This window comes from uncultured Methanobrevibacter sp. (assembly GCF_937898925.1).
Classification (GTDB): Archaea; Methanobacteriota; Methanobacteria; order Methanobacteriales; family Methanobacteriaceae; genus Methanobrevibacter.
The window spans coordinates 20,820-46,201 of sequence record NZ_CALDKF010000029.1; the positions used below are offsets into that span (position 1 = coordinate 20,820).

General features: G+C 33.9%; 23 protein-coding genes and 1 tRNA gene. 11 read left to right on the forward strand and 13 right to left on the reverse strand.

Features of this window, described 5'->3' with window-relative positions:
- Positions 1-79: 79 nt before the first annotated feature.
- Positions 80-1,720 carry a bifunctional N(6)-L-threonylcarbamoyladenine synthase/serine/threonine protein kinase gene (locus Q0409_RS02210; RefSeq protein ID WP_298534691.1) on the reverse strand — a complete coding sequence of 547 codons (1,641 nt, stop codon included), beginning with the start codon at positions 1,718-1,720 and terminating at the stop codon, positions 80-82.
- 196 nt (positions 1,721-1,916) lie between these two features.
- On the opposite strand from Q0409_RS02210, the gene cobT reads away from it, so the two are divergent.
- Positions 1,917-2,981, forward strand: coding sequence for a nicotinate mononucleotide-dependent phosphoribosyltransferase CobT (gene cobT, locus Q0409_RS02215; RefSeq protein WP_298534647.1), 1,065 nt, complete (start codon positions 1,917-1,919; stop codon positions 2,979-2,981).
- 150 nt (positions 2,982-3,131) lie between these two features.
- On the opposite strand, the gene Q0409_RS02220 is transcribed toward cobT, so the two are convergent.
- The 4 genes from Q0409_RS02220 to Q0409_RS02235 all read right to left on the reverse strand — a co-directional run bounded on the left by Q0409_RS02220 (position 3,132) and on the right by Q0409_RS02235 (position 5,358).
- On the reverse strand, positions 3,132-3,329 hold the full coding sequence (locus Q0409_RS02220; protein ID WP_292789244.1) for an LSM domain-containing protein: 198 nt from the start codon (positions 3,327-3,329) through the stop codon (positions 3,132-3,134).
- A gap of 116 nt (positions 3,330-3,445) precedes the next feature.
- On the reverse strand, positions 3,446-3,592 hold the full coding sequence (locus Q0409_RS02225) for a hypothetical protein (RefSeq protein ID WP_292789242.1): 147 nt from the start codon (positions 3,590-3,592) through the stop codon (positions 3,446-3,448).
- A gap of 175 nt (positions 3,593-3,767) precedes the next feature.
- Positions 3,768-4,547 (reverse strand): 5'/3'-nucleotidase SurE, encoded by a 780-nt coding sequence (gene surE / locus Q0409_RS02230; RefSeq protein WP_298534650.1) that lies wholly within the window; start codon positions 4,545-4,547, stop codon positions 3,768-3,770.
- A 112-nt stretch (positions 4,548-4,659) separates the two neighbouring features.
- Positions 4,660-5,358, reverse strand: coding sequence for a thymidylate synthase (locus Q0409_RS02235; protein ID WP_295608069.1), 699 nt, complete (start codon positions 5,356-5,358; stop codon positions 4,660-4,662).
- 260 nt (positions 5,359-5,618) lie between these two features.
- Here Q0409_RS02235 and Q0409_RS02240 point away from each other — a divergent pair, with 260 nt between their 5' ends.
- On the forward strand, positions 5,619-6,749 hold the full coding sequence (locus tag Q0409_RS02240; protein WP_298534652.1) for a restriction endonuclease: 1,131 nt from the start codon (positions 5,619-5,621) through the stop codon (positions 6,747-6,749).
- A gap of 250 nt (positions 6,750-6,999) precedes the next feature.
- Here Q0409_RS02240 and Q0409_RS02245 read toward each other — a convergent pair.
- Positions 7,000-7,071: transfer RNA gene (locus tag Q0409_RS02245), tRNA-Val, on the reverse strand.
- A 310-nt stretch (positions 7,072-7,381) separates the two neighbouring features.
- Between Q0409_RS02245 and Q0409_RS02250 the strand changes: the two genes are divergently transcribed.
- The gene (locus Q0409_RS02250; protein ID WP_298534654.1) at positions 7,382-8,305 is read left to right on the forward strand and encodes a branched-chain amino acid transaminase; all 924 of its coding nucleotides are present in this window, start codon (positions 7,382-7,384) and stop codon (positions 8,303-8,305) included.
- Positions 8,306-8,389: 84 nt separating this feature from the next.
- Positions 8,390-9,214 (forward strand): undecaprenyl-diphosphate phosphatase, encoded by an 825-nt coding sequence (locus Q0409_RS02255; RefSeq protein WP_298534656.1) that lies wholly within the window; start codon positions 8,390-8,392, stop codon positions 9,212-9,214.
- 291 nt (positions 9,215-9,505) lie between these two features.
- On the opposite strand, the gene Q0409_RS02260 is transcribed toward Q0409_RS02255, so the two are convergent.
- Positions 9,506-10,507 (reverse strand): methanogenesis marker 12 protein, encoded by a 1,002-nt coding sequence (locus Q0409_RS02260; RefSeq protein WP_298534658.1) that lies wholly within the window; start codon positions 10,505-10,507, stop codon positions 9,506-9,508.
- Positions 10,508-10,708: 201 nt separating this feature from the next.
- Positions 10,709-11,704 carry a ketol-acid reductoisomerase gene (ilvC, locus tag Q0409_RS02265; protein WP_298534660.1) on the reverse strand — a complete coding sequence of 332 codons (996 nt, stop codon included), beginning with the start codon at positions 11,702-11,704 and terminating at the stop codon, positions 10,709-10,711.
- A 428-nt stretch (positions 11,705-12,132) separates the two neighbouring features.
- Here ilvC and Q0409_RS02270 point away from each other — a divergent pair, with 428 nt between their 5' ends.
- Together Q0409_RS02270 and Q0409_RS02275 are read left to right on the forward strand one after the other, a co-directional pair.
- On the forward strand, positions 12,133-12,609 hold the full coding sequence (locus Q0409_RS02270; protein ID WP_298534663.1) for a MarR family winged helix-turn-helix transcriptional regulator: 477 nt from the start codon (positions 12,133-12,135) through the stop codon (positions 12,607-12,609).
- 164 nt (positions 12,610-12,773) lie between these two features.
- Positions 12,774-14,174, forward strand: a complete 1,401-nt coding sequence (locus Q0409_RS02275; RefSeq protein WP_298534665.1) for an MATE family efflux transporter — start codon at positions 12,774-12,776, stop codon at positions 14,172-14,174.
- A 304-nt stretch (positions 14,175-14,478) separates the two neighbouring features.
- Here the strand turns inward: Q0409_RS02275 and ilvN are convergent, their stop codons facing one another.
- On the reverse strand, positions 14,479-14,970 hold the full coding sequence (gene ilvN, locus Q0409_RS02280) for an acetolactate synthase small subunit (protein ID WP_296869181.1): 492 nt from the start codon (positions 14,968-14,970) through the stop codon (positions 14,479-14,481).
- Between the two features lies 1 nt (position 14,971).
- The gene (locus tag Q0409_RS02285; protein WP_298534668.1) at positions 14,972-16,696 is read right to left on the reverse strand and encodes an acetolactate synthase large subunit; all 1,725 of its coding nucleotides are present in this window, start codon (positions 16,694-16,696) and stop codon (positions 14,972-14,974) included.
- 275 nt (positions 16,697-16,971) lie between these two features.
- Here Q0409_RS02285 and purD point away from each other — a divergent pair, with 275 nt between their 5' ends.
- The 5 genes from purD to Q0409_RS02310 all read left to right on the forward strand — a co-directional run bounded on the left by purD (position 16,972) and on the right by Q0409_RS02310 (position 22,402).
- Complete coding sequence (purD, locus tag Q0409_RS02290) at positions 16,972-18,288, forward strand: phosphoribosylamine--glycine ligase (RefSeq protein WP_298534670.1); 1,317 nt, start codon at positions 16,972-16,974, stop codon at positions 18,286-18,288.
- Between the two features lie 123 nt (positions 18,289-18,411).
- Positions 18,412-19,386 (forward strand): hypothetical protein, encoded by a 975-nt coding sequence (locus Q0409_RS02295; protein WP_298534673.1) that lies wholly within the window; start codon positions 18,412-18,414, stop codon positions 19,384-19,386.
- Positions 19,387-19,637: 251 nt separating this feature from the next.
- The gene (gene argF, locus Q0409_RS02300; RefSeq protein ID WP_298534676.1) at positions 19,638-20,555 is read left to right on the forward strand and encodes an ornithine carbamoyltransferase; all 918 of its coding nucleotides are present in this window, start codon (positions 19,638-19,640) and stop codon (positions 20,553-20,555) included.
- A gap of 156 nt (positions 20,556-20,711) precedes the next feature.
- On the forward strand, positions 20,712-21,698 hold the full coding sequence (locus Q0409_RS02305; RefSeq protein ID WP_298534679.1) for a tetratricopeptide repeat protein: 987 nt from the start codon (positions 20,712-20,714) through the stop codon (positions 21,696-21,698).
- Positions 21,699-21,745: 47 nt separating this feature from the next.
- Positions 21,746-22,402, forward strand: coding sequence for a queuosine precursor transporter (locus Q0409_RS02310; protein WP_295608088.1), 657 nt, complete (start codon positions 21,746-21,748; stop codon positions 22,400-22,402).
- 161 nt (positions 22,403-22,563) lie between these two features.
- Here the strand turns inward: Q0409_RS02310 and argS are convergent, their stop codons facing one another.
- From argS to Q0409_RS02325, 3 genes are all read right to left on the reverse strand, one after another.
- The gene (gene argS / locus Q0409_RS02315; RefSeq protein WP_298534681.1) at positions 22,564-24,285 is read right to left on the reverse strand and encodes an arginine--tRNA ligase; all 1,722 of its coding nucleotides are present in this window, start codon (positions 24,283-24,285) and stop codon (positions 22,564-22,566) included.
- Positions 24,286-24,498: 213 nt separating this feature from the next.
- Positions 24,499-24,924: a signal peptidase I gene (locus Q0409_RS02320; RefSeq protein ID WP_298534683.1), complete on the reverse strand. Its 426-nt coding sequence runs from the start codon at positions 24,922-24,924 to the stop codon at positions 24,499-24,501.
- 230 nt (positions 24,925-25,154) lie between these two features.
- Positions 25,155-25,382: 4Fe-4S binding protein (locus Q0409_RS02325; protein ID WP_298534686.1), on the reverse strand; the 228-nt coding region annotated here is incomplete at its 5' end.

The following is a 25,382-nucleotide window of genomic DNA, read 5'->3' on the forward strand; positions in this document are numbered from 1 at the left end:
ATCTAAAAAAACCAAAACAAAAAGAGAAAATAAAAAATGAAAAATAAAAAAGTTAAAAAAATTAGATTGTAAAAAACGATTAATGTGTGTATCTTCCTCTTCCTTCAATCTCAGCTATCTTATTTGCCATTTTAGACTGATTATTGGAATCATAAGCTTCTAAAATCCAGTCAAATGTTTGAATGGCTATATCATAATCAATGCTTTGGAATGATTTCTTTAAAACCAACAAATCTGCTGCCTTATCTTCCAATAGGTCAGAATACTTTCCAAGACCAAAGTCGAAAATAGCAAGATTATCACCGATATTATCCAAATCATCATCAATCAAAATCATGTTTGAACCTGTCAAGTCACCATGGATAATATCTCCGTCATGGAATGCCTTGATGTTTTCACCAATTGCAATGGCTAATTCCCTTCTTTTGTCTTCTCCAATATCATGCATGATATCCTTAACTAAAGAGCCATTGATCTTTTCCATGACAATTGATTTCTCTTCAAAGTCAACATCATATAAAACTGGAGCTCTGACACCAGTCTTTTTAACATCAGACAATATCTTTGCTTCACTTTTGGTTCTAAGCTTTCTGATTTTATTGTCTATCTCTTCTATCCTATAGGATTTGGAAACCCTGTTCTTTACAATGGCTTCCCTTCCAAGCCAAGTTGCTTCATAAATATCTGATTCCGCCCCTTTAGCTCTAAGCTCTTTAGGCAAGTTCAGCTTGTATTTTGTATTGTCAACCCATGGAGCATCCACTTCATCGGTTCTGAACCTTTGAATGATATTGGTATCCTCTATTTTTAGTGGACCATAAGCCTTATACATCAATTGGCCGAGCCATGCAATCATAACACCATTGTCTCCAGAGTATTTCATCTTAGGCATGTAGAATTTTGCATAATGCTCTTCTGCCATTATTTTCATCATTTCCCTAAGTCTGCTGTTTGCAGAAACACCCCCACATAAGAGAACCTCATCCTTTTCTGTATGTGCAAGTGCCCTTTCTGTCACTTCAACAAGCATTGCAAATGCAGTTTCCTGAAGTGAAAAGCATATATCCTCGATTCTTTCTCCATTTTTATGTGCTCTAAGTGCAGCACTGAGCAAACCTGAAAATGAGAAATCCATGCCCTTAACAACATAAGGCAAATCAATGTAGGAGCCTTCCTTAGCGAGCTTTTCAACAACTGGCCCTCCAGGATGTCCAAGACCGGTTTCACGTCCGAAATGGTCAAGGCAATTTCCAATAGCTATATCCAATGTTTCACCAAAAATCCTGTATCTGCCAGATTCATAAGCAATCACCTGACTGTTTCCACCACTTACATAAAGGGTTACTGGATTACGAGCGCCAGTGTCCAATTTTCCTATTTCAACGTGACCTATACAATGGTTTACACCAACGATTGGAACATTAAGGCTCAATGCAAGTGTTCTTGCAGAAGTGGCTACAGTTCTAAGCGCAGGGCCAAGACCTGGACCTTGTGAAAAAGAGATGAAATCAATATCCTTATAGCTAAGGCCTGCCTCTTCCATAGCTTGTGGGATGAGTTGAGGAATCCATTTGGCATGATGTTCAGCTGCCTCTCTTGGATGTATGCCTCCCTCTTCTGGATACAATTGCTTTCCAGCCATAGCCAATACATTGCCTTCACTGTCAACAATGCCTATTCCAGTCTTTTCTGCAGTCCCTTCAATTCCTAAAGATATCAATTTCAATGCACCATTTAAAAAATTTTAAAAATGAATAAAATCAGTTCATATTAAGTATATTAACATACATTTATATAATTTTTACCAATAATATATTTATAGAACTAAGTTAATTAATTTAATCAAGAATTGACAAAAAATTTTAATTAATTTATCAAAAATACTTTAAAAAATTTACGAAATTCAAGATGATAAAATGATAGAAGGATTGAAAACTTACGGATCAGACAAACTTGTAAAGGAATTGCCAGACTTGAAAAACCCTATTTTTATTTGTACAATAGCTACAACTGAAACCTCTAAGATTCCAGGCCTTACTGGTGCTGGAGCTACTCCAGAACTTACCAAATACACTCCTGCTGGAGATGCAGAGCTTATTTTGGATGGAGAGGTCAAATGTATGACAGACATTCCTCAAACAATCATTGGAGAAGTTGTAACCCCTACTCCATCAATGATTACAAAAGGTTCCCTTGCACTTTGTGACTGTCCTGTTATGGTATTGGATGCAGGAAGTGAAATCAAGGCAAACTCTGATGTTTTTGACATAAGCGATGGAAAGCATGGTAAAGACATTAGAACCGGAAAAGCTGTAGAAAACCCTGAAGAGCTTTTTGAAAAAGGATTCGAGCTTGCTGAAATATTATCTGAAAAGCATGACTACATCGTAATTGGAGAAAGCCTACCTGCTGGTACAACCACTGCACTTGGAGTATTGGTTGGACTTGGCTATGATGCTAAAGGAAAGGTCAGCGGTTGCATGGACACAAACCCTCATGAAATGAAAAATGCAATTGTTGAAGAGGGATTGAAAAATGCAGGTTTGGAAGAAACAGAAGAAAATGATCCTTTTGATGTTGTCAGAGCTGTTGGAGACCCTATGCTTCCAGCAGTTGCAGGAGTCCTTATGGGTGCAAAAGTTCCTGTCGTATTGGCAGGAGGAACTCAACTCACTGCTTCTTGTGCAATAGCTAAGGCATTGGATCCTGACTTCGACTTCTCAAACAGTTGCCTTGCAACAACTGCATTTGTAGTGAAAGATAACACTGCTGACATGCTTAATATTGTAGAGCAAATCGGAGATATCACTGTAAATGCTGTAGACCCTAACTTTGAGATTTCCACTGTCGAAGGTCTTAAGAATTATACAAAAGGATTCATCAAGGAAGGAGCAGGCGCTGGAGGAGCAATGTTCTTGGCTCTTATGCTTGGAAACAGCATTGATGAAATCAGAGAATCAATTGAAGAAGCATGCGGTTAAATTATTAATTTAATTTAACTATATTTTTTTAAAATAAGTAATTATTCGTAACTATTGAAACAGAAGTGAAAAATCTAAAATTGAATTTAAAAAGAGAATATGGAATAAAAATTGAAAATAGATAAAGAAAATAGAAAAAGAGAAATAGATTTATTCTTGAATAGAAATAAATGCTATTTTTCCACCTTTAATAACTTTTAAACCTTCACCATCATCCAAAACTAAGTTTAAAAAGTTATCAATGGTAATTATTTTTCCTTCTACTTCTTCCCAGTTTTTTAAACCAATAAGAACATCTTTGCCTTTGAATTTAGCAAATTGTTTATTTACTTGGAAATTGTCACTCATTATATAGCCTCTTTAAATTATAAAAATAAAATCTTAATTTATTGAATAATATTCGTAAAATATTATTTATATTTAATCCATTATAAACTTATTTAATTATTAAATTGAATTTGTAATTAGTTTAAATTTAATTCATTTAAAAGTTTATCTCTTTCTTTTCTAAGCTCATTTAAAAGCTTTTCATCATTGCACCCTTCTTTTTCCAATTTTGCTAAGGTGTGTGTAACAGCTTGTAATGTAGCTTCAAGTTGATTTACAGACATATTTTATCTCCTTAAATTTTTTTCAAATTGAATTTTAATCAGTGTATTGATTTAATTATAATTAATTTTTATTATGTATCTTATGTTATATATTGTTTGTGTATTATGAAATAAAATTTTAATTTTGATTTTAATCCGGACCGATTAAAAAGAAAAAATCAAAAATCTAAATGGATCATTTATCATACCATTCCTTTAAGGCGTCCAAATCATGAGCCATATCCAATATCAAAGGAGTCAATGTAGGTACATTCTCCTCTAAAAGGACATAATCATCACTGTCTTTAGGATTTCCTTCGTAAAAAACACCATCAATCCAATAATAAGGTCTTCCCCTTGGATCTACACGCATTTCAACAACAGGCTCATACATTCTTGTAGCCAATGGACATATTTTAGGTTCATAGGAATCAGGATCCGCTGGAACATTCAAGTTCAATATGTCAACCCCTTCCGGAAATCCATTGTCAATGACCTTTTGGATAAGGTCCCTTAAGACCTTTTGACTTGATGAAAAATCAATTTCAATATGGCCTTCATCAAACTTGATATTGTCATCAGGAGTGTGCTGGCTCACTGCAATTGTAGGAATTCCAAGAGAAGCAGCCTCTGTTGCAGCACCAATTGTACCAGAGGTGGATAGTTCTCCTTTACCTGTGTTTCTGCCAGTGTTGATTCCAGAAATCACCAAGTCAGGCCAATCATCCATTATTTCATAAATACCTATAGTCACTGCATCTGTAGGAGTTCCAGTAACTCCATATCCAATGTCACCATCTCTCAAATTGACTTCATTCACCCTGATAGGTTCAACGAGAGTCAATGCATGGCCGATTCCACTTTGCTGTTTAGAAGGTGCAACCACAATTGTCTCTCCAAACTCATCAGCAACTTGCTTTGCTGCCAAAATTCCTGATGCATCTACGCCATCATCATTAGATAATAAAATTTTCATACGAATCAACAAACAATAAAAATTAGAAAAAATATTGATAAAATAATTTCCCTCGAATTTAAAATATAAAAGAATAAAAAAAGAAGCTAATTAAAAAATATTAGCCCTAAGATTATTTATTTGCGGAAATCAATTTTCTAGCTGCCCTCATATCATTGCTGTATATGTGGCCAGAAGTGGAATGGTAATGAAGACCGCCGAAGTTTAGTTTATCTCCCATTATTTCCTTATTGACTTCCTCTTTCATCTTGATTCCAATGTATGTTATGAAGAACATGTTGGAATAGAATGCTCCAAAAATGTCATTGGAACGGAAGAAACAGTGAATGGTTAATTCTCCATCCCTAACGAGAATCTGTATAACCTGCAAGCAAGGAATGTCTTCCCTATCTCCATCCAATGCAGGGTCGATGGTAACAGCAACTGCACGATTACTTCCTGTAGCGGTTAGGATTCTTTGTTTCATGGTTTCAAATTGGTCTACACCAAAATGTTCCAAGATACGGTTAGGGTAAGTGTAAACAAAACCTTGATCATCCCTTATTTCAAAGGATTTTACATATTCATATAATGCATCACCTTTGATAGGACATGATGGAATATCAAATTTTCCGCTTTTGATTTCTTCCAACATCAATTCAGGAGTCATGTGCTGATATTTAGCTCTGAATTTTAAATCCAATGGATCATCAATATAATAATAATTACCAAGACTTTCCTTTAAATGATGATCACTGTCCTTATAGGTTTCCTTTCCTTCTTTTAAGATTTTATCAACAAAATCTAAGTAACATTGACCAATAGATAACATAATAAACGTTCCTTAAAATTATAATTAAAAAATAATCTAAATTTTTTAAAAAATTCAATAGCTTTTTAGATTATATAACTAATATTAGTATATATTTTCATGATTATAAATATTATGAAAAAATTTGAAAAAATGAAAAATTCTATTGAAATGAAATGAGAATATAAGTGAATTTGATTGATTTTTTAGAAAAATTTAATAAAAATTATATATTGAGAAAATATAAATATATTATATTAAAATTAAGATAAGGTGAAACCGTGGAAAAGCCACAATTAGTGAATTTTATAGCTAAAGTTCTTGAGGATTCTGGCTTTAAAGTTTATAAAAATTTTAAGACATCCCAACAGGTTGTAGACATATATGCAATCCTTCAAACATCTATGGGTGATTTTGGTTTAGTGGTTGGATGTAAAAACTACGATAAGGACTGGGAAGTTGGAATCGATGTTTTAAAGGAAATGGAATTTATAGGTAAAAAACTTAGAGCCTCTAAAGTAGCTATTGTAACCAGTTCTGGTTTTTCCTCTCAAGCAAAAAGATATGCTGAAGAGAGAAAGATCAAGCTCATTGATAGAAACAACCTTGTCACTTTAGCGAAAAAATATTCAAATAAAAACAAAGAAACTAAGTCAAGATTAGACCGTGGAGCAAACAGATTAACAGATATTGATAGCGATTCTTTCTATCATAGAGATGTTAACAGAGAATATATTGACAACACATCAAATTATAGGGGTTATGATGATGACAGGTCATATAACAGGCTTCAAGGTGCTTATGAAGGTTATGAGGAATTCTCTGAAGACATGGAATATTATGAGGATGAAGTCGGCGGATTGGAATTAAGTCATTACAGTGAATATGATGATGACCTATACCGTGCTGAGTTCTTAAATAAAACTCCTAGAGACAACTACTCTGGTCCAAGCGGTACACTATTTGCAAGCCGTCAGCAACAAGCTCCAAAAAGAAGAAGAGCACCATCCCTTTCAGGAAATAGAAGACCTGGCTCACTTAGCCAAAGAAGCAATAGGGCTTCCAGCAATCATAGCTTCTTCTCATCTTCTGATAGTGCTTTAAGCAACTTTGGTGGACATGTCCCTCAAAAGCCAAGCAAACCTTGGGGAGAGATTTTAAAACCTATATTATCTAATCCTATAGCATCTGTTATAGTGGTAGTCCTTATTTCATACCTAATTGGATTTATCCTTGGAAAAATAATAAGAGTCCCTACAGGATACTTAGGTATTGCTGAACTATTAATAGCATTGCTGCTCTCTTATGGTATTGTATTATACTCAGACAAGGAAGCAGATGTTTTAGTAAAAGGAACAATCGTGTTCTTTATTTCATTAGTAATAATCATGATATTGATTGTTGCTTTCTAGAATAGTGCTTTTACACAAAAAGCGTTTCAACCAAATCTTAATTTAATTTTTAAACCACCATTTCTTTTTTTCATTATTTTTATTTAAAAAAATCACTTATTTTATCTTTATTTTTATCTGATTTTTAAAATTAGTTTTTTAAAAAAATAATTATTCTATCATTAACGAACATATGAATGAGAACTAAAAATAGCTAATTAAAAAGAAATGAATGATAAAAAATTTCAAAATAAAAAAAAAAGTTGAGAAGTGGTTCCGACGAGATTCGAACTCGTGATCCTCTCGTTGTAAGCGAGATATCATACCCCTAGACCACGGAACCATACTACATAATAAATATTGTTAACATATTATTTAAAACTTTCGATGGAAAAGATTTAAAATAAAAATCATTTTTAGGAATTTTGAAAAAATAGGCGAAAAATGAATAAAAAACAAAAATATCTGATGAAAAATCCTTATAATAAGCAATATATTTAAAATATAAGAAATAAATAATTAATAAAGGAATTATTTTTTTAAAACTTATAATCGGCCAAATTCCGATTAAATAAAACAATCCCTTAAACTAACTACATTGACATAAAATTTGACATTGAATAAATACTTTTAAAAAAACAAAAGGTGAAAAAATGGCATTTGATGAAAATTTAAAAGTTTGGATGGATGGAGAATTTGTAGCATTAAAAGATGCTAAAATCAGCGTTCTCTCTCACGTAGTCCACTATGGAACTGCAGTATTCGAAGGTATAAGATGTTATGAAACTGAAAATGGACCTGCTGTATTCCGTTTAAAAGAACACGTACAAAGATTATTTGATTCCGCTAAAATTTACAAAATGGAAATTCCATTTACTCAAGAAGAAATCTGTGATGCAATCATAGAAACCATTAAGGAAAACAACTTAAAAGGCTGTTACATCAGACCAATTACCTACAGAGGCTTTGGTGAATTAGGTGTAAACCCATTAAACTGTCCTGTAAACACAACCATTGCTGTATGGGAATGGGGAGCATACATTGGAGAAGAGGAAATGGAACAAGGTGCAAACATCGGTATTTCCACTTGGAGAAAACCTGCACCAGGTACATTGCCTGTTCTTGCAAAAGCTGCAGCTAACTACATGAACTCCCAGCTTGCTAACTTGGAAGCAGGAGAACACGGTTACGATGAAGCTATCCAATTAGATTATCACGGACATGTTGCAGAAGGTAGTGGAGAAAACATTTTCATCGTAGAAGATGGCAAAATCATCACTCCTGACTTAGGTTCTTCCATCCTTAGAGGAATTACCAGAGACAGCATCATGACCATTGCAAAGGACTTAGGCTATGAAGTTTCTGAAGAAACCATTTCAAGAGAAAGATTATACTTAGCTGACGAAGTGTTCTTCACTGGAAGTGCAGCTGAAGTTACTCCGATCCGTGCAATCGACAACAGACAAATCGGTATTGGATCCAGAGGTCCTGTAACCAAAGAATTGCAAGAAAAATACTTCGATGCAGTATATGGAAGATCTGAAGACATTCATAATTGGTTAACTTATGTCGAATAGACATGAGTTAATTAAATTTTTTTTAAATCTTTTTAAAACTTAACTGATTTAAAATTCTTATAAAAAACTAAGCGAGTTGAAATAATGGATATTTTTCAAGCAATAATCATTGGACTTGTCCAAGGATTAACTGAATTTCTGCCTGTAAGCAGTTCTGCTCATTTGATCTTTGCACAACAGGCATTAGGTTTAAGTGATGTAGGACTTGCCTTTGATGTGTTGATGCATGTAGGAACCCTTGTAGCTGTAATCGTGTATTTCTTTAATGATATTGTAAACATGATTAAAGGATTCCTTTTAAGTCTAGTTGACTTAAAGAATGGAAATTTCATGGGAGAAATCAAGAAAGACCCTTACAAGAAATTGGCTTGGCTTACAATATTGGCTACCATTCCTGTAGGTGTTGTAGGAGTACTCTTTAACGATATAATTGAATCAATGTTTAAGGGATTGACCATACCTGCATTCTTATTATTAGTAACCGGTTGTCTTTTATATGCATCCCAAAGAATGAACAGCGGCAGAATAGATGTTAGAAACATGACCATTAAAGAAGCTCTCATCATGGGATGCGGACAAGCATTAGCGGTATTGCCAGGGCTTTCCCGTTCAGGTACCACAATAGCTGCTGGATTGTTTGCAGGATTGGATAAGGAATTTGCTGCAAAATTCAGTTTCATCTTATCAATTCCAGCAATCTTAGGTGCAGCGGTTTTCCAACTTAAGGATTTAAGCGGAGGAAGTGTTGAAATAGGTGCTTGCATTGCAGGATTTGTAGTTGCAGTTATTTCAGGATACTTAGCTATAAGCGTATTGCTCAAGATCGTTAGAGAAAAAAGCTTGGACATATTCGCATACTACTGTTGGATTGTAGGAATAATAGTGTTGATTGGTAGTTTAATACTTTAATCAACTTTAAAAAAAAAAAGTTTAGAAAATATTCTCTAAATTTTACTATTTTTATTTTTTATTTATTTCAAAATTTTATTATATGCTCATTTTAAAAATTATTATATCCTTATTAAAAAATAGCTATTTTTAATTTTCTATTGTAGAAAAAATTTTAGATAAAAAAAGGAAAAATAATGAGTTTTTCAATTAAAATAAAATTTAAAACTCTTTTTTTAAAAAAATTAAAAATCGAAAAAATAAAGAAAAAATAGTTTAAAAAAAAATATATTGTATACAATTTGTATACAATTAAAGCTCAACTTTTATACCCATGATTTCTCTTTTTCCATGAGCAATATCCCTTGCTATTTGAGCTGCACCAATAGCTCCGGATTCACTTGAAATGATCTTGGTTGGGTACTTGTTCTTGAAGTACTTGTTCAACTCCTTTTCAAAATCAACAGGATCTTTCATTGAACCCATTGAGCCTGTAAGAACAATGCCTTCAATCTCATTTTTGCTTACTGCAATCAATCCTGCAATTTCCATAGCTACAGTCATTATCATGGTGTCAATAGCAAGCTTTGCTTTCCCATCACCATTTCTGTAATTGTTTAAAAGCTCATCCTTCATGAATGCAACCTTATTGTCAATTCCAGCTATTTTTATAGCACCAGCATGTGAGAAGCATTCATTTGCTGTGCATTTTCCATCATCAATGTCTCTAATCATTTCCAAATCGAGAGGTCCGTGAACAACTCCCATTGCACCGCAACAGGCATCAATGGCTCCCTTGATTATTCCATCCTCTACAAGCAAGTCAACACTGTTTGAACTGATGTCTGCAACAATCATGTTTTCCCAATTGGTTTCAAGATAAGCGTTATAGACAATGCTAATCTTTTCAGGGCTTGCATGATGGGAATAGGCTGCTCTGAACAATGGGTCTAGCCACTCGCAATTCTTATGGATTCCTGGAATCATCAAGACAGGCAAATCGGCATTTTCAATTTCTGAATACACTGATGTTCCTCCACCAGTTACCTTGCCTGCACCTCCAATTGAAAGAATCCCTCTATTTTCAACCCTTTCCATTGGAAGAATGGAGCTGATTCCATCTCCCATAGCATAAGTGATAATCATTAATTCAATATCATCCAAATCAACACGCTTGGACAATTCTTCAATAGCTGACACTTTCCCAGCCTTACTATCTTCACGGGATATCTTAAAAACATCAAGAACTTGCCTCTCATCCATTATAGCAAATGAAATACCGGTAGTTCCATGATCCATACCTACATATACCATTTTAATCACAAATTTAGAATTAAATTAAAAAAATCTAGACTAATCTTTAGTTAATTTAGATATATTTGGCATAGTTTAAAAACTTTTATATAATATTTAAAAAAGCAGAAAGTTTTTAAAAAGTTTGAAATAAGAAAATTTGATAAAAATAGATTATAATATTGTAAAAATAATTAAAAAAGAAAAAAGAAAGAAGAGAAACTATTCATCTTCTTTTTGTAATCCACAAGCGATTCTTAATCTTTTACCGACAATTTCGATGCCTTCTTTTTCTTCAGCAGCTCTCATTTCTTTTAAGTTTGCTGCATCAGTTGCGTTTTCATCTGCAAATTGTTTTTTAAAGGTTCCGTCTTGGATTTCAGTTAAGATTGCTTTCATTTCAGCTTTGGTTGCATCAGTAATTATTCTGCCACCTCTGGTTAATCCACCGTATTCAGCAGTGTTACTTACATCATGCCACATTCCAGCCATACCGTTTTCGTAGATGTCATCTACAATAAGCTTTACTTCGTGACAGGTTTCAAAGTAAGCGATTTCAGGTTGGTAACCTGCTTCAACTAAAGTTTCAAATCCTGCTTTGATAAGTGCACTTAATCCACCACATAATACAGCTTGTTCACCGAATAAGTCAGTTTCAGTTTCTTCTTGGAAGGTGGTTTCTATTACACCTGCTCTGGTAAGACCAACAGCTTTTGCCATACCTAATGCGATTTGCAATGCATCACCAGTAGCATCTTGTTCAATAGCTACTAAACCAGGAATACCGAAACCGTCTAAGTAAGTGGTTCTGACACGAGATCCAGGTCCTTTAGGTGCAAACATTACGATGTTTACGTCTTCTCCAGGTTGGATTAATCCAAAGTGAATGTTGTAACCGTGAGAGAATGAAATGGTGTTTCCAGCTTCAACATAAGGAGCGATTTGTTCTTTGTAAACTTTTTCTTGGGTTTCATCTGGTAATAAAATGTGGATAATGTCTGCAGCTTCAGCAGCTTCTTCAATAGTTTTAACATTCATTCCATCATCAACAGCTTTTTGCCAGGATGAACCGCCTTCTCTAAGACCAACAATTACATTTAATCCACTGTCAGCCATGTTTCTAGATTGACCACGTCCTTGACTTCCGTAACCGATTACAGCAATGGTTTTGTCTGCAACGACTTCTGCGTCAACATCGTCATCATAATACATTTTCATTTTTAAGACTCCTATAAGTTTTTTAATAATTTTATAAAATTAATAGCAATGATTTATCGTAATTTTAAAACAATAAATCAATATATTCAATAGAGAAATTAGTTTATTGAAATGTTTACTAATTTTAGTATTAAATATAACATTAATATATTTAATTTAATAGTTTATAAAACTTATTAAATTGGAATTTTATAAGAGTTTTTCAATGATGATTTTAGAAATAATGGGATTTGAAGGAAATCATTAATGAAATTAAAGAATTATTTAACTTAAATAATTTAACTGTTGCATATACAATTGTTGTTAATGCAACAGTTTATATACCATGAAATCCAGAATATAAAAATGCTTATTGATTTTAATATTAAAAAACCTATTAAAAAACAGAAAAAAAGATAAATGATTCTCAAAAGGAATTGGGAGAGAATATGTCTTTGGAAAAATTTAAAGAAAAGAATGCGTTGGAATTTCCACTTGGAAAGCTCATTACAATGATTGCAAGAGGCCATAGCTTTTATTTGAATCACCGCCTAGAAGATTTGAACATAAACGCTTCACAATTACATACACTATTTGAAATAAAATGCTCCAACGGAATAAACCAAGACGAAATAGCTAAAAGATGCAATGTCGATAAAGGTTCCGTAGCAAGATCCTTAAGAAAATTAGAAGACAAGGAACTTATTGTAAAGGAAATTGATGAAAACAACAGACGTCAAAATAAAATTTCTTTAACCTCAAAAGGGGAATATGTGATTGAAGAATCATTGAAAATTCTAGATGATTGGGAAGATGAGATATTCAAGGAAGTGGATGATGAAGAAAAAAGGGTATTGCAAGAGTTTTTGAAGGATACTGCTATAAAAACAATATCTCTGAATATGGAAATAAAAAACAGCAAGTAAGCCAAAAGAGTTGAAATATCTCTATCAGTGAATTAATAACTACATAAAAATTAAAGATCATTAGAATAAATAGAATTAGAAAATAAGAAGATATAAAATTAAAGATCATTAGAATAAATAGAATTAGAAAATAAGAAGATATAAAAATTTGTAAGGGGAACATTATGTCAGAAAATGTAGAAAAGAATGATAATATTAAAATGATTACTGGGGACCCTAAAAGGGCTATAAGAAAGCTAAGTGTCCCCATGATGATCTCAATGCTTTTAATCATGATGTATAACATAGCAGACAGCATATGGGTTGCAGGCCTTGGTGCAGACGCATTGGCAGCAATAGGATTCATTACTCCTCTATTCACCATACTTGTAGGACTTGGAAACGGTATAGGGGCCGGTGCCAATTCACTCATCGCACGTTACATTGGTGCAAATGACTTTTCCGAGGCAAACAATGCCGGCCTTCATGCAATTTTGCTGTCAATTATTGTAAGTGCAATATTCACATTCATCATGATTGGTGCAATGGTGCCTATTCTCGAACTTATGGGAGCAGGAGATTCAATTCAATATGCTCTTGATTATGGGTACATCATATTCGGATTCCTTTTCATATTCGTTTTTTCTGGAGTGGAATCTGCAATATTCCGGTCCGAAGGGGATATGAGAAGAGCAACCATAGCAATTGCTGTAACAGCCATATTAAATATAATATTGGATCCAATATTCATTTACTATCTGAATTTTGGAATAACCGGAGCTGCATGGGCAACCATAATATCATGTACAATGTCAATATTAGTTATGAGTTATTGGATATGGGGTAAAAAAGATTTATTCCTTGATTTAAGCCCTAAAAACTTTCATTATAGCACTAAAATTATTTTAGACTCCCTTCAGGTAGCAATTCCATCCACACTTGAAAACGTGATCTTTTCAGCTCTTGCAATAATAATCAATTCCATGCTCGTGATTGTAGCAGGAACAAGTGCTGTGGCAGTTTATACAGCATCCATGAGAATTGTGCAACTAACCATGATTCCATTGATAGGTATTGGTACAGCTGTGCTTACAGTAGCTGGAGTGGCTTATGGTGCCCACAATTATGAAAACCTAAAGACAGGACATAGCTACTCAATAAAAATAGGATTTGGCATATCAATTGCACTTGGGGCTATCATGGTATTATTCTCCAATCAAATAGCAGGGGCTTTCAGTTACACCTCTGCAAGTGCGGCCCTTGCACCAGAGATAGCAACTGCAATAAGCGTTTTAAGCCTATTTGTGCTTGCCATTCCTCACGGTATAATGTCTTCAATGATGTTTCAAGGAGTTGGAAAAGGAATATACTCCTTTATCATTACCGTGCTTAGGTCACTTATAGCCGAAACTGTATTCGCTTACATATTCTGTTTCATATTTGGATGGGGACTAATTGGAATATATGCAGGGGTTGTATTAGGATGTTTCGTTGGAGGAACTGTTGGATACATCTGGGCCAAATTCTTTATCCACAAGTTTAAAGGAATATGTGAAGATAGATACGGAAGCATAGAAACACAATAGTTATAATAAATAGTTTGCTCTTTTCAAACTGTTTATTTGTTCCCCTTCTTGAAAAACTTATAAAAAAACTGAAAAAATAATCTAAAAATAGTTTAAAAAAATAAAAAACTGAAAAAATAATCTAAAAATAGTTTTAAAATAAAAATAATTTCAAAAGATCATTAAAAACATAGAAAATAAAATAATTTTTAAAAATTATTGATTTAATTTTAAAAAAATAAAAAAAGTAGTTCGGAGCATTTACTCCAACTATTAAACTATTTTTTGGCTAAGGTTTTTAGCCGAAGGCTAAAACGCTTGGGCATTAGTGATGACCTCTTGCAATAGCAGTAGGTCCAGTACGAGCTATTTTCTTGATTCCGAATGGCTTAAGCAATCTTAAGAAGGAATCAATCTTTTCAGGATTGCCTGTAACTTCCATTGTAATGAAATCATCACAGACATCAATGATTTTTGCCTTGAAAATATCTGCATACTCTATAATCTCAGACCTTGATTTTTCTCGTGTGGTCTTAACTTTGACTAAACAAAGCTCTCTTTTTAAAACATAATCAGGGTCAAGATCCTTGATTTTGACAACATCAACAAGCTTGTGCAATTGCTTGATGACCTGTTCCAAGACCTTTTCATCACCTTTTACAACGAAAACCATTCTAGCTAAACCTTCAACTTCAGATGTCCCTACGGTAATGCTGTCAATATTGAATCCACGTCTATTCAATAAGCTTGCAACATTTTGAAGTACACCTGGCTTGTGTTCAACTAAAGTGCTGATAACATGAGATTTTTCGCTCATTCTATTCTCCTCCTTCTGCATGTTGAGAATCTTTAGAAAGTTCCACATCACTTTCATATTTATACTCACCAAGAAGGTCATTTATGCCTCCACCTGGTGGGAACATTGGAATGAACTCATTCTTCTCAACAGTAATGTCTACTAAAATAGCTTCATTATCTTTCAATGCTTTGGATAAGATCTCTTGAGTCTTACCTACTTCTTCAACTCTTACTGCATTGATACCATAACTTTCAGCTAATTTAACAAAATCAGGAGTGCTTCCCATATCGGTTTGGGAGTATCTTTGATTGTACATCTTGTTTTGCCATTGGTAAACCATTCCTAATTTTCTGTTGTTTAACATAGCGATAACTACAGGAATGTCATACTCCTTGATTGTAGCCAACTCTTGGGAAACCATAAGGAATCCTCCATCACCTACAATTGCAAGCACTGCATCATCAGGACAGGCAACCTTTGCACCAATAGCTGCTGGGAAACCGAATCCCATAGTTCCAAGACCACCTGAAGATATGAACTTGCGAGGTTTTGAAATGTCCAAGAAATGTGCTGCCCACATTTGGTGAAGACCTACATCAGTTGTTACAATGGTATCTTCAGTGATTGAGTTTGCAATTTCCTTGATTACCTGTTGAGGTTTTAATGGAATATCATCATAACTTACTCTTGGTATTGTAGATTTCTTGAATTCTACAATAGATTTTAACCAAGCATTCTTATCGCTTGGTTTTGCTTCAAGCTCTTTAATCAATTGATTTAATACAATCTTTGCATCACCTACAATAGGCAAGTCTACAGCAACATTCTTACCAATCTCTGCTGGATCAATGTCAATGTGGATAACCTTAGCGTTAGGTATGAACTCTTCCAGTTTACCGGTAGTTCTGTCAGAGAATCTGCAACCAATTGCAAGCAAGCAGTCAGTCTTGTTAATGTTTTGGTTAGCAACTTGCTTTCCATGCATACCAAGCATTCCCATGGATAAGTCATCCTTCTCATCAACAATGCCTTTACCCATTAATGTGGTTGCTATAGGAGCATTGATCAATTCTGCAAGTTTCTTGACTTCCTCATTAGCACCAGATAATATGGTACCTCCACCTGCTAAAATGAATGGCTTATCTGCTTCAAGAAGCATTTTAGCAGCTTTTGCAATTTGTTTAGAATTACCTTTCACAGTAGGTTTATAACCAGGAGTTGGAATTGTTCCCAATACGTAATCATCCAATTCTTGCTCTTGCACTTCCTTAGGAACATCGATTAATACAGGTCCGCATCTGCCAGTTGAAGCTATTTCAAAACTGGTATTGATGATGCTTGGAATGTCGTTCGCGTCTTTTGGCTGATAGGAATGTTTAGTGATAGGCATTGTAATACCCATGATGTCTACTTCCTGGAATGCATCATTACCGATTAAATTACTTACAACCTGTCCAGTAATTGCAATAAGTGGAGATGAATCCATATATGCATTTGCAATACCGGTGACCAAATTGGTTGCACCCGGCCCGGAAGTAGCTAAACAGACACCAACTTTACCAGAAGCTCTTGCATAACCTTCTGCAGCATGTGCTGCACATTGTTCATGTCTAACAAGTATATGCCTTAAGTCTGAATCATATAGCATGTCATAAAATGGAATTACGGTACCTCCAGGGTAACCGAAAATGGTGTCAACACCTTTATCCATTAAAGCTTTAATAATAGCGTCTCCGCCTCTCATTTTCAACCATCCTTTTCATTTAATAAATTCAATAATCATGATTTTGATTTTCAAAAATCCTGTTTAAAAAACAGAAAAATTTTCATCAAATTTTGTTCAATAATTTGTAATATAATAATATATATCCTAAGATAGATATAAATATTAACATATGTTTTTTAAAAAATATATACTAATAAAAACATAAATCATAATAATAAGGATTTTAATTTTTTTATTGACATGAAAAATTAATCTGAAATATTAAACTCAAAACTCTTGAATGGAGATTAAAAATGAAAGTATTAGTTGTTGGAACCGGTGCAAGAGAACATGCAATCTGTGATGCATTGATAAAAGATGATGTAGAATTATATGCTTACATGAGCAAGAACAATCCTGGAATCAGTAAAATATCCACTTTTAAGAAAGGAGATGAAGGGGAAGTTGATGAAGTGGCTAAATTCGCAAAGGAAAATGGAATCGAATTGGCTGTAATCGGACCTGAAGCTCCTCTTGGAAAAGGAATTGTAAACGCTCTTGAAGCGGTTGGAGTCCCTTGTGTTGGACCAGCACAAGAATCTGCAAGAATTGAAACTGACAAGTCATTTATGAGAAACCTCTTTGAAAAATACCAAATCAAAGGATCATTGACCTACAAGGTATTTGATAATTATGAAGACATCAGCGCTTTCCTTGATGAATATGAAAAGGATGTTGTAGTGAAACCTGTAGGATTGACTGGAGGTAAAGGTGTTAAAATCGTAGGTGACCACCTTAAAGACAACCAAGATGCAAAAGCTTATGCAAAGGAAGTTATGGACAATGCAATGGGCGGATTTGCACAAGTAATCATTGAAGAGAAAGTTGTTGGAGAGGAATTCACCATCCAAGCATTCTGTGATGGAGAAAACTTAGCTCCAATGCCTGCAGCTCAAGACCACCCTCATGCTTTTGAAAATGACCAAGGATTGATCACTGGTGGAATGGGTTCATACTCTGATGTTGGAGGATTATTGCCATTCATGACTCAAAAGGATTACGATGAAGCTGTTGACATCATGAAAGAAACCTTAAAGGCAATAGCTAAGGAAACCACTCCTTACAAAGGAATTCTTTACGGTCAATTCATGTTATCAAATGAAGGCCCTAAATTAATTGAATACAATGCAAGATTCGGTGACCCTGAAGCAATGAACGTTCTTCCACTTTTAAAAACTTCAATGCTTGACATCTGCAAGGACATCGTTGCAGGAAATCTCAGCGAAGTTGAATTTGAAGACTTGGCTTCTGTATGCAAATACATAGTGCCTGACGGATACCCAGACACTCCTCATGCAGGAGAGCTCATTGAAGTGGATGATGAAGCTATTGAAGCGCTTGGTGCAAAAGTCTTCTATGCAGCTGTAAGCCAAGAGGAAGATGGAATCCATCTTTCAGGTTCAAGAGCTTTAGGAATTGTTGCACAAGGAGAAACCATTGCTGAAGCTGAAAAAATAGCTGAAGAAGCTTGTAATATAGTTGGAGGAAATGTTTACCATAGAAGAGACGTTGGAACCGCAGCTTTAATCCAAAAACGTATCGATCATATGGAAGCAATCAGAAACGAATAAGCTTTTAATCTGTTTTAGATTGATAGCCAAAGGTTAATTAGTTATTCATTAACTAATTAACAACTAATACTTTAGATATAACTTTAGATTATAAATATTTAAAACAATTAATTCGGTGATTTTATGTCTAAATCAGCAAAGTCTATAAATGCAACCTTGAAAAAGGTAAAGAAATTAGAAAGACAAGGAAAATACCAAAAGGCATTGAAGCTTTGTGACGAATATTTAGACAGCACTATCGCTGAAACCCTGATTTTATTGAAAATAGATCTCCTTGTTGAATATTACAATAACGATGATTTTGTAGGATTGATAAATGAATACAAAATCAAGTTAACTCATTTTTTAGAAGAAGGCCAAGAGATAGAGCTTTTGAAAATCTACAATACACTCGACAATTATCTTGAACTCAAAACACAAAACTTGGCAAATGAAGGCATCGTAAAATCTTATCTTGCTGGGGGATTGTTGATTGATAATCTGGAAACCATTTTGGTCTTGAATGAAATGGTCAAGGACAATTATGAAAGCATAAAGAATGATGATGAGTTCATTGAAAACAAGGTTCCTCAAGAGCTTAAGAACTTTGTTGAAAATGTTTCAAAAACATCCTATCAATACTTAGAACTCATTTTAGAAAATCCTAAAGAGCAAATAGCAAGTTCCAATTTCAATCTTGATGCAATCAGATCTAAATTGAGACAATTCCTTGAACCTAAAAAAGAGGATGCTAAATTGGATTCAACTGAAGATGAAATTGATGAATCATCCCCTGAAATTGGAAAAGATGAAGAGATTTCTGATGAAATATCTGAACTTGAAGAGAAAAGTGTAGTTACTTTAGGCGAAATAATCAACCCTATAGGGAATGATGATGAGGACATTCTAGAAACAGAGGATAAGACTGAATTTGCTAAAGAATACAGCATTGAGGAAGAAATCCAAGGCCTTAAAGAAATCATTTCCTATTTGAATGACAAGAATCAGTTCAAGAAAGCATTGATTTATCAAAGAAGACTTGTTAAATTAGCAAGAGAGGAAAACATAAAACCACATCGTGAAGCTGATTTGAAGCAAAGAACACTTTCTGACTTTTAATGTGATTGTCAGAAAAAAATGCTTTAATCTATTTTTAATGAATGTAATCATTAATTTTTTACCCTTATTTTTAGATATTTTTTAGCTATTTTTTTACATTTTATAAAAAAGCATGCGCTTTAAAGTGATAAGTTTTAATATTATTAAAAATAAATATTTAATTTTATTATACTAAAAATTAATATAAGCAATGCGCTATTTTAATTTTAGTGAATTTTTAAGATTTAAATAATTTTTATGAAGGAGTCTAAATGAGAAGTCTATTATCAGTAAGTGATATTGAAGATGAAGTCACTAGAATCTTAGATATTGCAAGTGACTTCAAAGCAGGAAAAATGGAGGAAAAACCTCTAAAAGATCAAAAGTTAGCAATGATTTTCCAAAAATCATCTACAAGAACAAGAGTTTCCTTTGAAGTTGGAATGTATGAGTTAGGCGGAACCGCATTGTTCCTATCCACTAACGATATCCAATTGGGAAGAGGGGAACCTATCAAGGATACTGCAAAAGTCTTATCCAGATTCGTTGATGCAATCATGATCAGGGCTATTGAGCATGATGATGTCATCGAGCTTAGGGATGAGGCAGATGTTCCTATCATTAATGGGTTGACCAATCTTGAACACCCTTGCCAAGCTTTGGCAGACATGTTGACTGTCAAGGAACACAAAGGCGGATTTGACGGTAAATTCGTTTACGTAGGTGACGGAAACAACGTATGCAACTCACTTTTATTAATCTGTGGATGCTTAGGAATGGACATGGCTGTCGCTTGTCCAGACGAATACAAGCCAAATGCAGAAATTGTAGCTAAAGCAGAAGAATATGCAAAAGCAAACAATTCCACAATCACAATCACAAGTGATGTGAAAGCTGCTGTTAGCGGCGCAGATGTTATCTATACTGACGTTTGGGTAAGTATGGGTGATGAAGCTGAAGCTGAAAAAAGAAGAGCTGACTTTAAGGAATATCAAGTAAATCAGGAACTTATCGATTTGGCAGATGATGACGTGATCTTCATGCACTGCTTGCCTGCAATAAGAGGAGAAGAGGTAAGCGCTGAAGTTATTGACGGCCCTCACTCTGTAGTGTATGACCAAGCTGAAAACAGAATGCATGCACAAAAAGGAGTATTGTACTACTTCTTGAAAGAATTGCAAAACCAATAATCAATCTGATTTAAGAATAAAACATCTGATTAGACAATTTAACGACTCCATAATCATTTAAAAAATATCTGATTTAGAGAATTTAAAGATTCCAATATCATTTAAAAAATTTTCAAAAAACAATTTAATTATAGTATTTAGGGAAAGGGTGGAAACATGGACTTTAATGACCCTGCATTAGAACACTTAGTAAACAAAATTACAATTGCACTCCAAGAAAACAATAGGGAAGAGGCAGCAAGATACATGGATATCATCATTGAAGAGTATCCTGAAGTGGCAAACATATTAATGAACTCTATAGAATTCCAAACATTGATGGCTGAAAATGAGGAAATAGCTGAAAACGAATCTCATGCATTAAGTGACGAAGACATCATCAAGCCTGGAAACAGCATGGAAATCGATGAGCAAAGAGTCATTGATGACATGAACGCGATGTTGGATATTGAGCCTACAACTGCTCAGGAATTCATTCAAAAAGGTACTGTCTTGACAATTACAGAGCAATTTGAAGATGCTTTAGACTGCTTCAATAATGCATTGGAATTAGATCCGAATAACCTTTCCGCATTAATTTCAAAAGGAAACACTTACGAACTTATGGAAAATTACGAAGAGGCTTCCAAGGTCTATGACATTGTTATGGATGTGGAAGTAAGTGGAATTTACGATTTAATGAGTAAAGGATACGTCCTTGAAAATCATCAAAGATTTGATGATGCTTTAAAAACCTATAATAAGGCTCTCAAATCTGACAAAAACAATTCAAACATTCTATTTTTAAAAGGAAGCTGTTTAATCAAGCTTCAAAAGCATAAGGAAGCTGTTCAAACCTTAGATGAATGCATTGAAAGATACAGCGACAACCCATACGAAACAATTTTCGAATTGGAGAATGCATACCACAACAAAGGTGTTGCATTGCATGCCTTAGAGGAAGATGACGAAGCTCTTGAAGCATTCTCTCTTGCACTTGGAATCAATCCAAACTATCACTACTCCTATTATGAGATTGGAATAATCCAAGAGGACAGGGAGAAATATGAAAGCGCTTTGAAAAACTATGAAAAATTCCTTGAATTCGACAACACTGACTCTGAAGTAGTGGAAGCGAAAGAAAGAGTAGAGAAATTGATATAATATTATCAAATTTTTGGCAAAATTATATTTTAAATATGGGTGGCAATGTGAGTTTTTTGAAAAATAAGCCAAGCCAAATGGAATTATATCCAATAATTACTGCATTGTTTTGCGGATGCCTTATAATTTCAAACATTCTTGCTTCAAAAACATTTTCATTATACGATATAATATTGCCATGCGGCGTTGTCATATTCCCACTTGTATATATTGTAGGAGATGTGCTAACTGAAATCTATGGATTCACACTTGCAAAAAGAACCATCTATTTAGGTTTTATAATAAATTTAATAGCGGTCATAGCATATCAGATAGCCATATTCTTACCTGGAACAGATCTTGCAACTTCAAATGCATTCAGCATTATTTTAGGAAGCACTCCAAGAATATTGATTGCAAGTTTAATATCATACCTTGTAGGGTCTTATGTAAACGCTTATTTTATGAAAATACTAAAGGAAAGATACACAGATTACCTATTTGCAAGATGCTCAATAAGCACATTGTTTGGTGAAGGATTGGATGCAATAATCTTCATTACAATTGCCTTTGCAGGATTAATGCCTAATGAGGTTTTGATTACAATGATAATCTGTCAAGGGGCATTCAAGATAATTTATGAAATCATTGTATACCCAATAACCAGAACTGTAATCAATTGGATAAAGTCACTTGATGATACACCATTTGCAAAAATAGCTTAAAATAAATCCAACATCATCATTAAAAAAAAAAATCTAATTTTTTAAAAAATCTAATTTTAAAAAGAGTCTATTTTTAAGAAAAATAATAAAAAAAGTAGTTGAAGAGCATATACTCCCAACTATAGGAAAAAATTTTGATCAAACTTTTTCTAAAAGTTTGGCTACATTAACTCAGGAGCACTAACTCCTAAAATGTCCAATGCATTTCTTAATGTGATTCTAGCCTTTTCAACTAAAATCAATCTTGCACTTTCCACATCAGAACCGATTACCTGTTCTGATTTATAGAATCTGTTGAATGCACCAGCTAAGTCTTGACAGTATTGAGCAATTGGATGAACTCTTTTTATATTAGCTGAATCTTCAATCAAGCTTGGGAATTTAGCAATCAATTTTACCAATTCTTTCTCATTGTCATCCAATGACCAATTCTCTTCAGCTTGAAGACTTGCTAAGTCAATGCCTTTTTCTTCTTGGGCTTTTCTAAGTAATTTGCAAGCTCTTGCATGAGCGTATTGAATTGAAGCGCAACCTCTTTCAAAGCTTAAGGCTTCATCCCATTTGAAAGTGATGTGTTTTTCAGGGGATAATCTTGCAATGTAATATCTGATTGCACCGATACCAATCTCTTCAGCAATCTCATCAATGGTTTCCTCATCGAGATCAGGTCTTCTTGAGACAATTTCTTCCTTAGCTCTCTTAACAGCTTCATCCATCAATTCGTCTACAGATATGAATACTCCTCTTCTTGTAGACATGGACCCTTCAGGCAAGGTGATGAACTCATAGAAGATAACTTCCATCTTGTCACTGTTAGGTTCAATCTCTTCGAGAATTTCAAGGGCAAGTTCCACTTGTCTTGCAGCCAATTTATGGTCAGAACCGAAGATGTCCAATACCTTATCGCATTTCTTGCATTTGTAAATGTGATATGCAATGTCTCTTGTAGAATATAAGCTTGTTCCATCTGCTCTTCTTAAGACAAGATGCTTGTCAATGCCATATTCAGTCAAGTCAAGGTATAATACATCCTCTTTTCTTGCATAACCGATTTCATACAATTCATTGGTGATCTTGTCAACAATGCCTGTCCTTACGAATTGTCCTTCCCAAACAAATGCATCATGCTTCACATTCATTCTCTTCAAGGTTTCCTTTACACCTTCAAGACAGCTGTTCACTGCATACTCGAACTTTTCGTCAAGTTCAGATGGTCCGCCTTCATATTTTCTGATGGTTGCATCTACTCCATCACCTAAGGACTCATCCTCTTTGAGCATTTGATTGACTTTAAAGTATAATTCCCCAACTTTATGGTCGATTTTTTCAGATGGCTGGTCTTCAAGTTTCAATCCTAACTCTTCCATACCGAAAACAATCATAGCCAATTGCCTTCCCATATCGTTTACATAGTATTGGGTATCAACTTCTCTACCTGCAGTGGTTAAAAGTCTTCTTAAGGAATCTCCTAAAACAGAGTTCCTGATGTGACCAATATGCAATGGCCCATTAGGGTTAGCTGAAGTGTGTTCCAAAATGATCTTTTCATCAACTTTTGGAAGTGCACCGTAATCCTCATCTACAGAATCCAACAATTGCTTTGCAAAGATATCGTGATTGATGAAGAAGTTAACATAAGGTCCTGTCGCTTCAACCTTTTCAAATATTTCAGGAAGTTCGATTTTTTCTACAACTTCAGGAGCAATTAAATTTGGAGCCTTTCTTAAATGCTTAGCCAATTGGAATGAAACAGTGCTGGCTAAATCACCTAATTCAGGATTAGGTGGAAACTCCAATTTAATTTCATCTTCAAAATCACAGTCAAATTGATCAACTGCTTTTTTTAAAGCTTCTTGAGCTTCAGATTTTATTTTAAAGTACATATAAACACCGATAAATATAAGTTTTTTAATTAACTGAAAATGGATCTTATCAAAACATTATAAAATAGCTTTCAAGATAGGCAAAAACTAAATCCATTTTCTATAAAAAAATTATTATTAAAATAATAAAAATAACGATTAATTAAAATTGATTTAAGATATTAAACTATTAGTTAAAATTATCATGTAATCAATATAATTAATCATAAAACATTAAAGTCCTCTTATCCATATGGATATGTATCCTATTTTAGGAATAATCAAAGGTTGTCCATTAAAAGTTAAAACTCTTGAGGTGATTTGACCTTCAGTTACCCAATAAGGATCGGCAACATCATTATTATCCCCTTTGATCTTATAGACCGTAGTGCTGTTGATTTGACCTTTTTCAATCACTCTATGGATAACCGGCCCATTATGCCAAGCTGCATTGTAGACCACAATGTCTCCAACTTCAACTTCAGCTGGATTGAACTCCTGGAATCCAAGAAGATTTGCTTTTTCAAGCACTACAATATCTCCTCTATACATTACAGGTTCCATACTGCCAGATACTACAACATTCAAGTGCTGTGCAGCAATAAGAACAATAATGATAAGGACAATGTAAACTGCTATTTCTTTTAAATCTATATTCAAAATAACACCTTTTCATGTTTTTTAATCATTGAGAATTATAAAAATTAAAAATTTCTTTTCTGGATTTAAAATTTTTAATACTATTATAATATGAATAGTATATAATCTAAAATATTTAAATTTAATTAATAATAGGATAAGAAATAGCTAGTCTAAATCTCTGCAGAAATCATTAAAAAATAAAAAAAGTAAAAAAAGTAAAAAAAATAAAATTTTAGGAAAAAGATTTCTTATTGGAATAATGCCTTTGCATTTTCCATTATTTCAACAATACCCACATTGAAAGGACATCTTTCCTCACAGTTTCCACATGCTATGCAATCAGAAGCATTATACATTAAATCATTATAATGAGCCCTTATGGATTCCGGAACTTCATCGTGATGCCTTGCAAGGTCATAGAACTTGTTCACCATAGCGATATTGATGTTTTCAGTGCATGGTGCACAGTGGCCGCA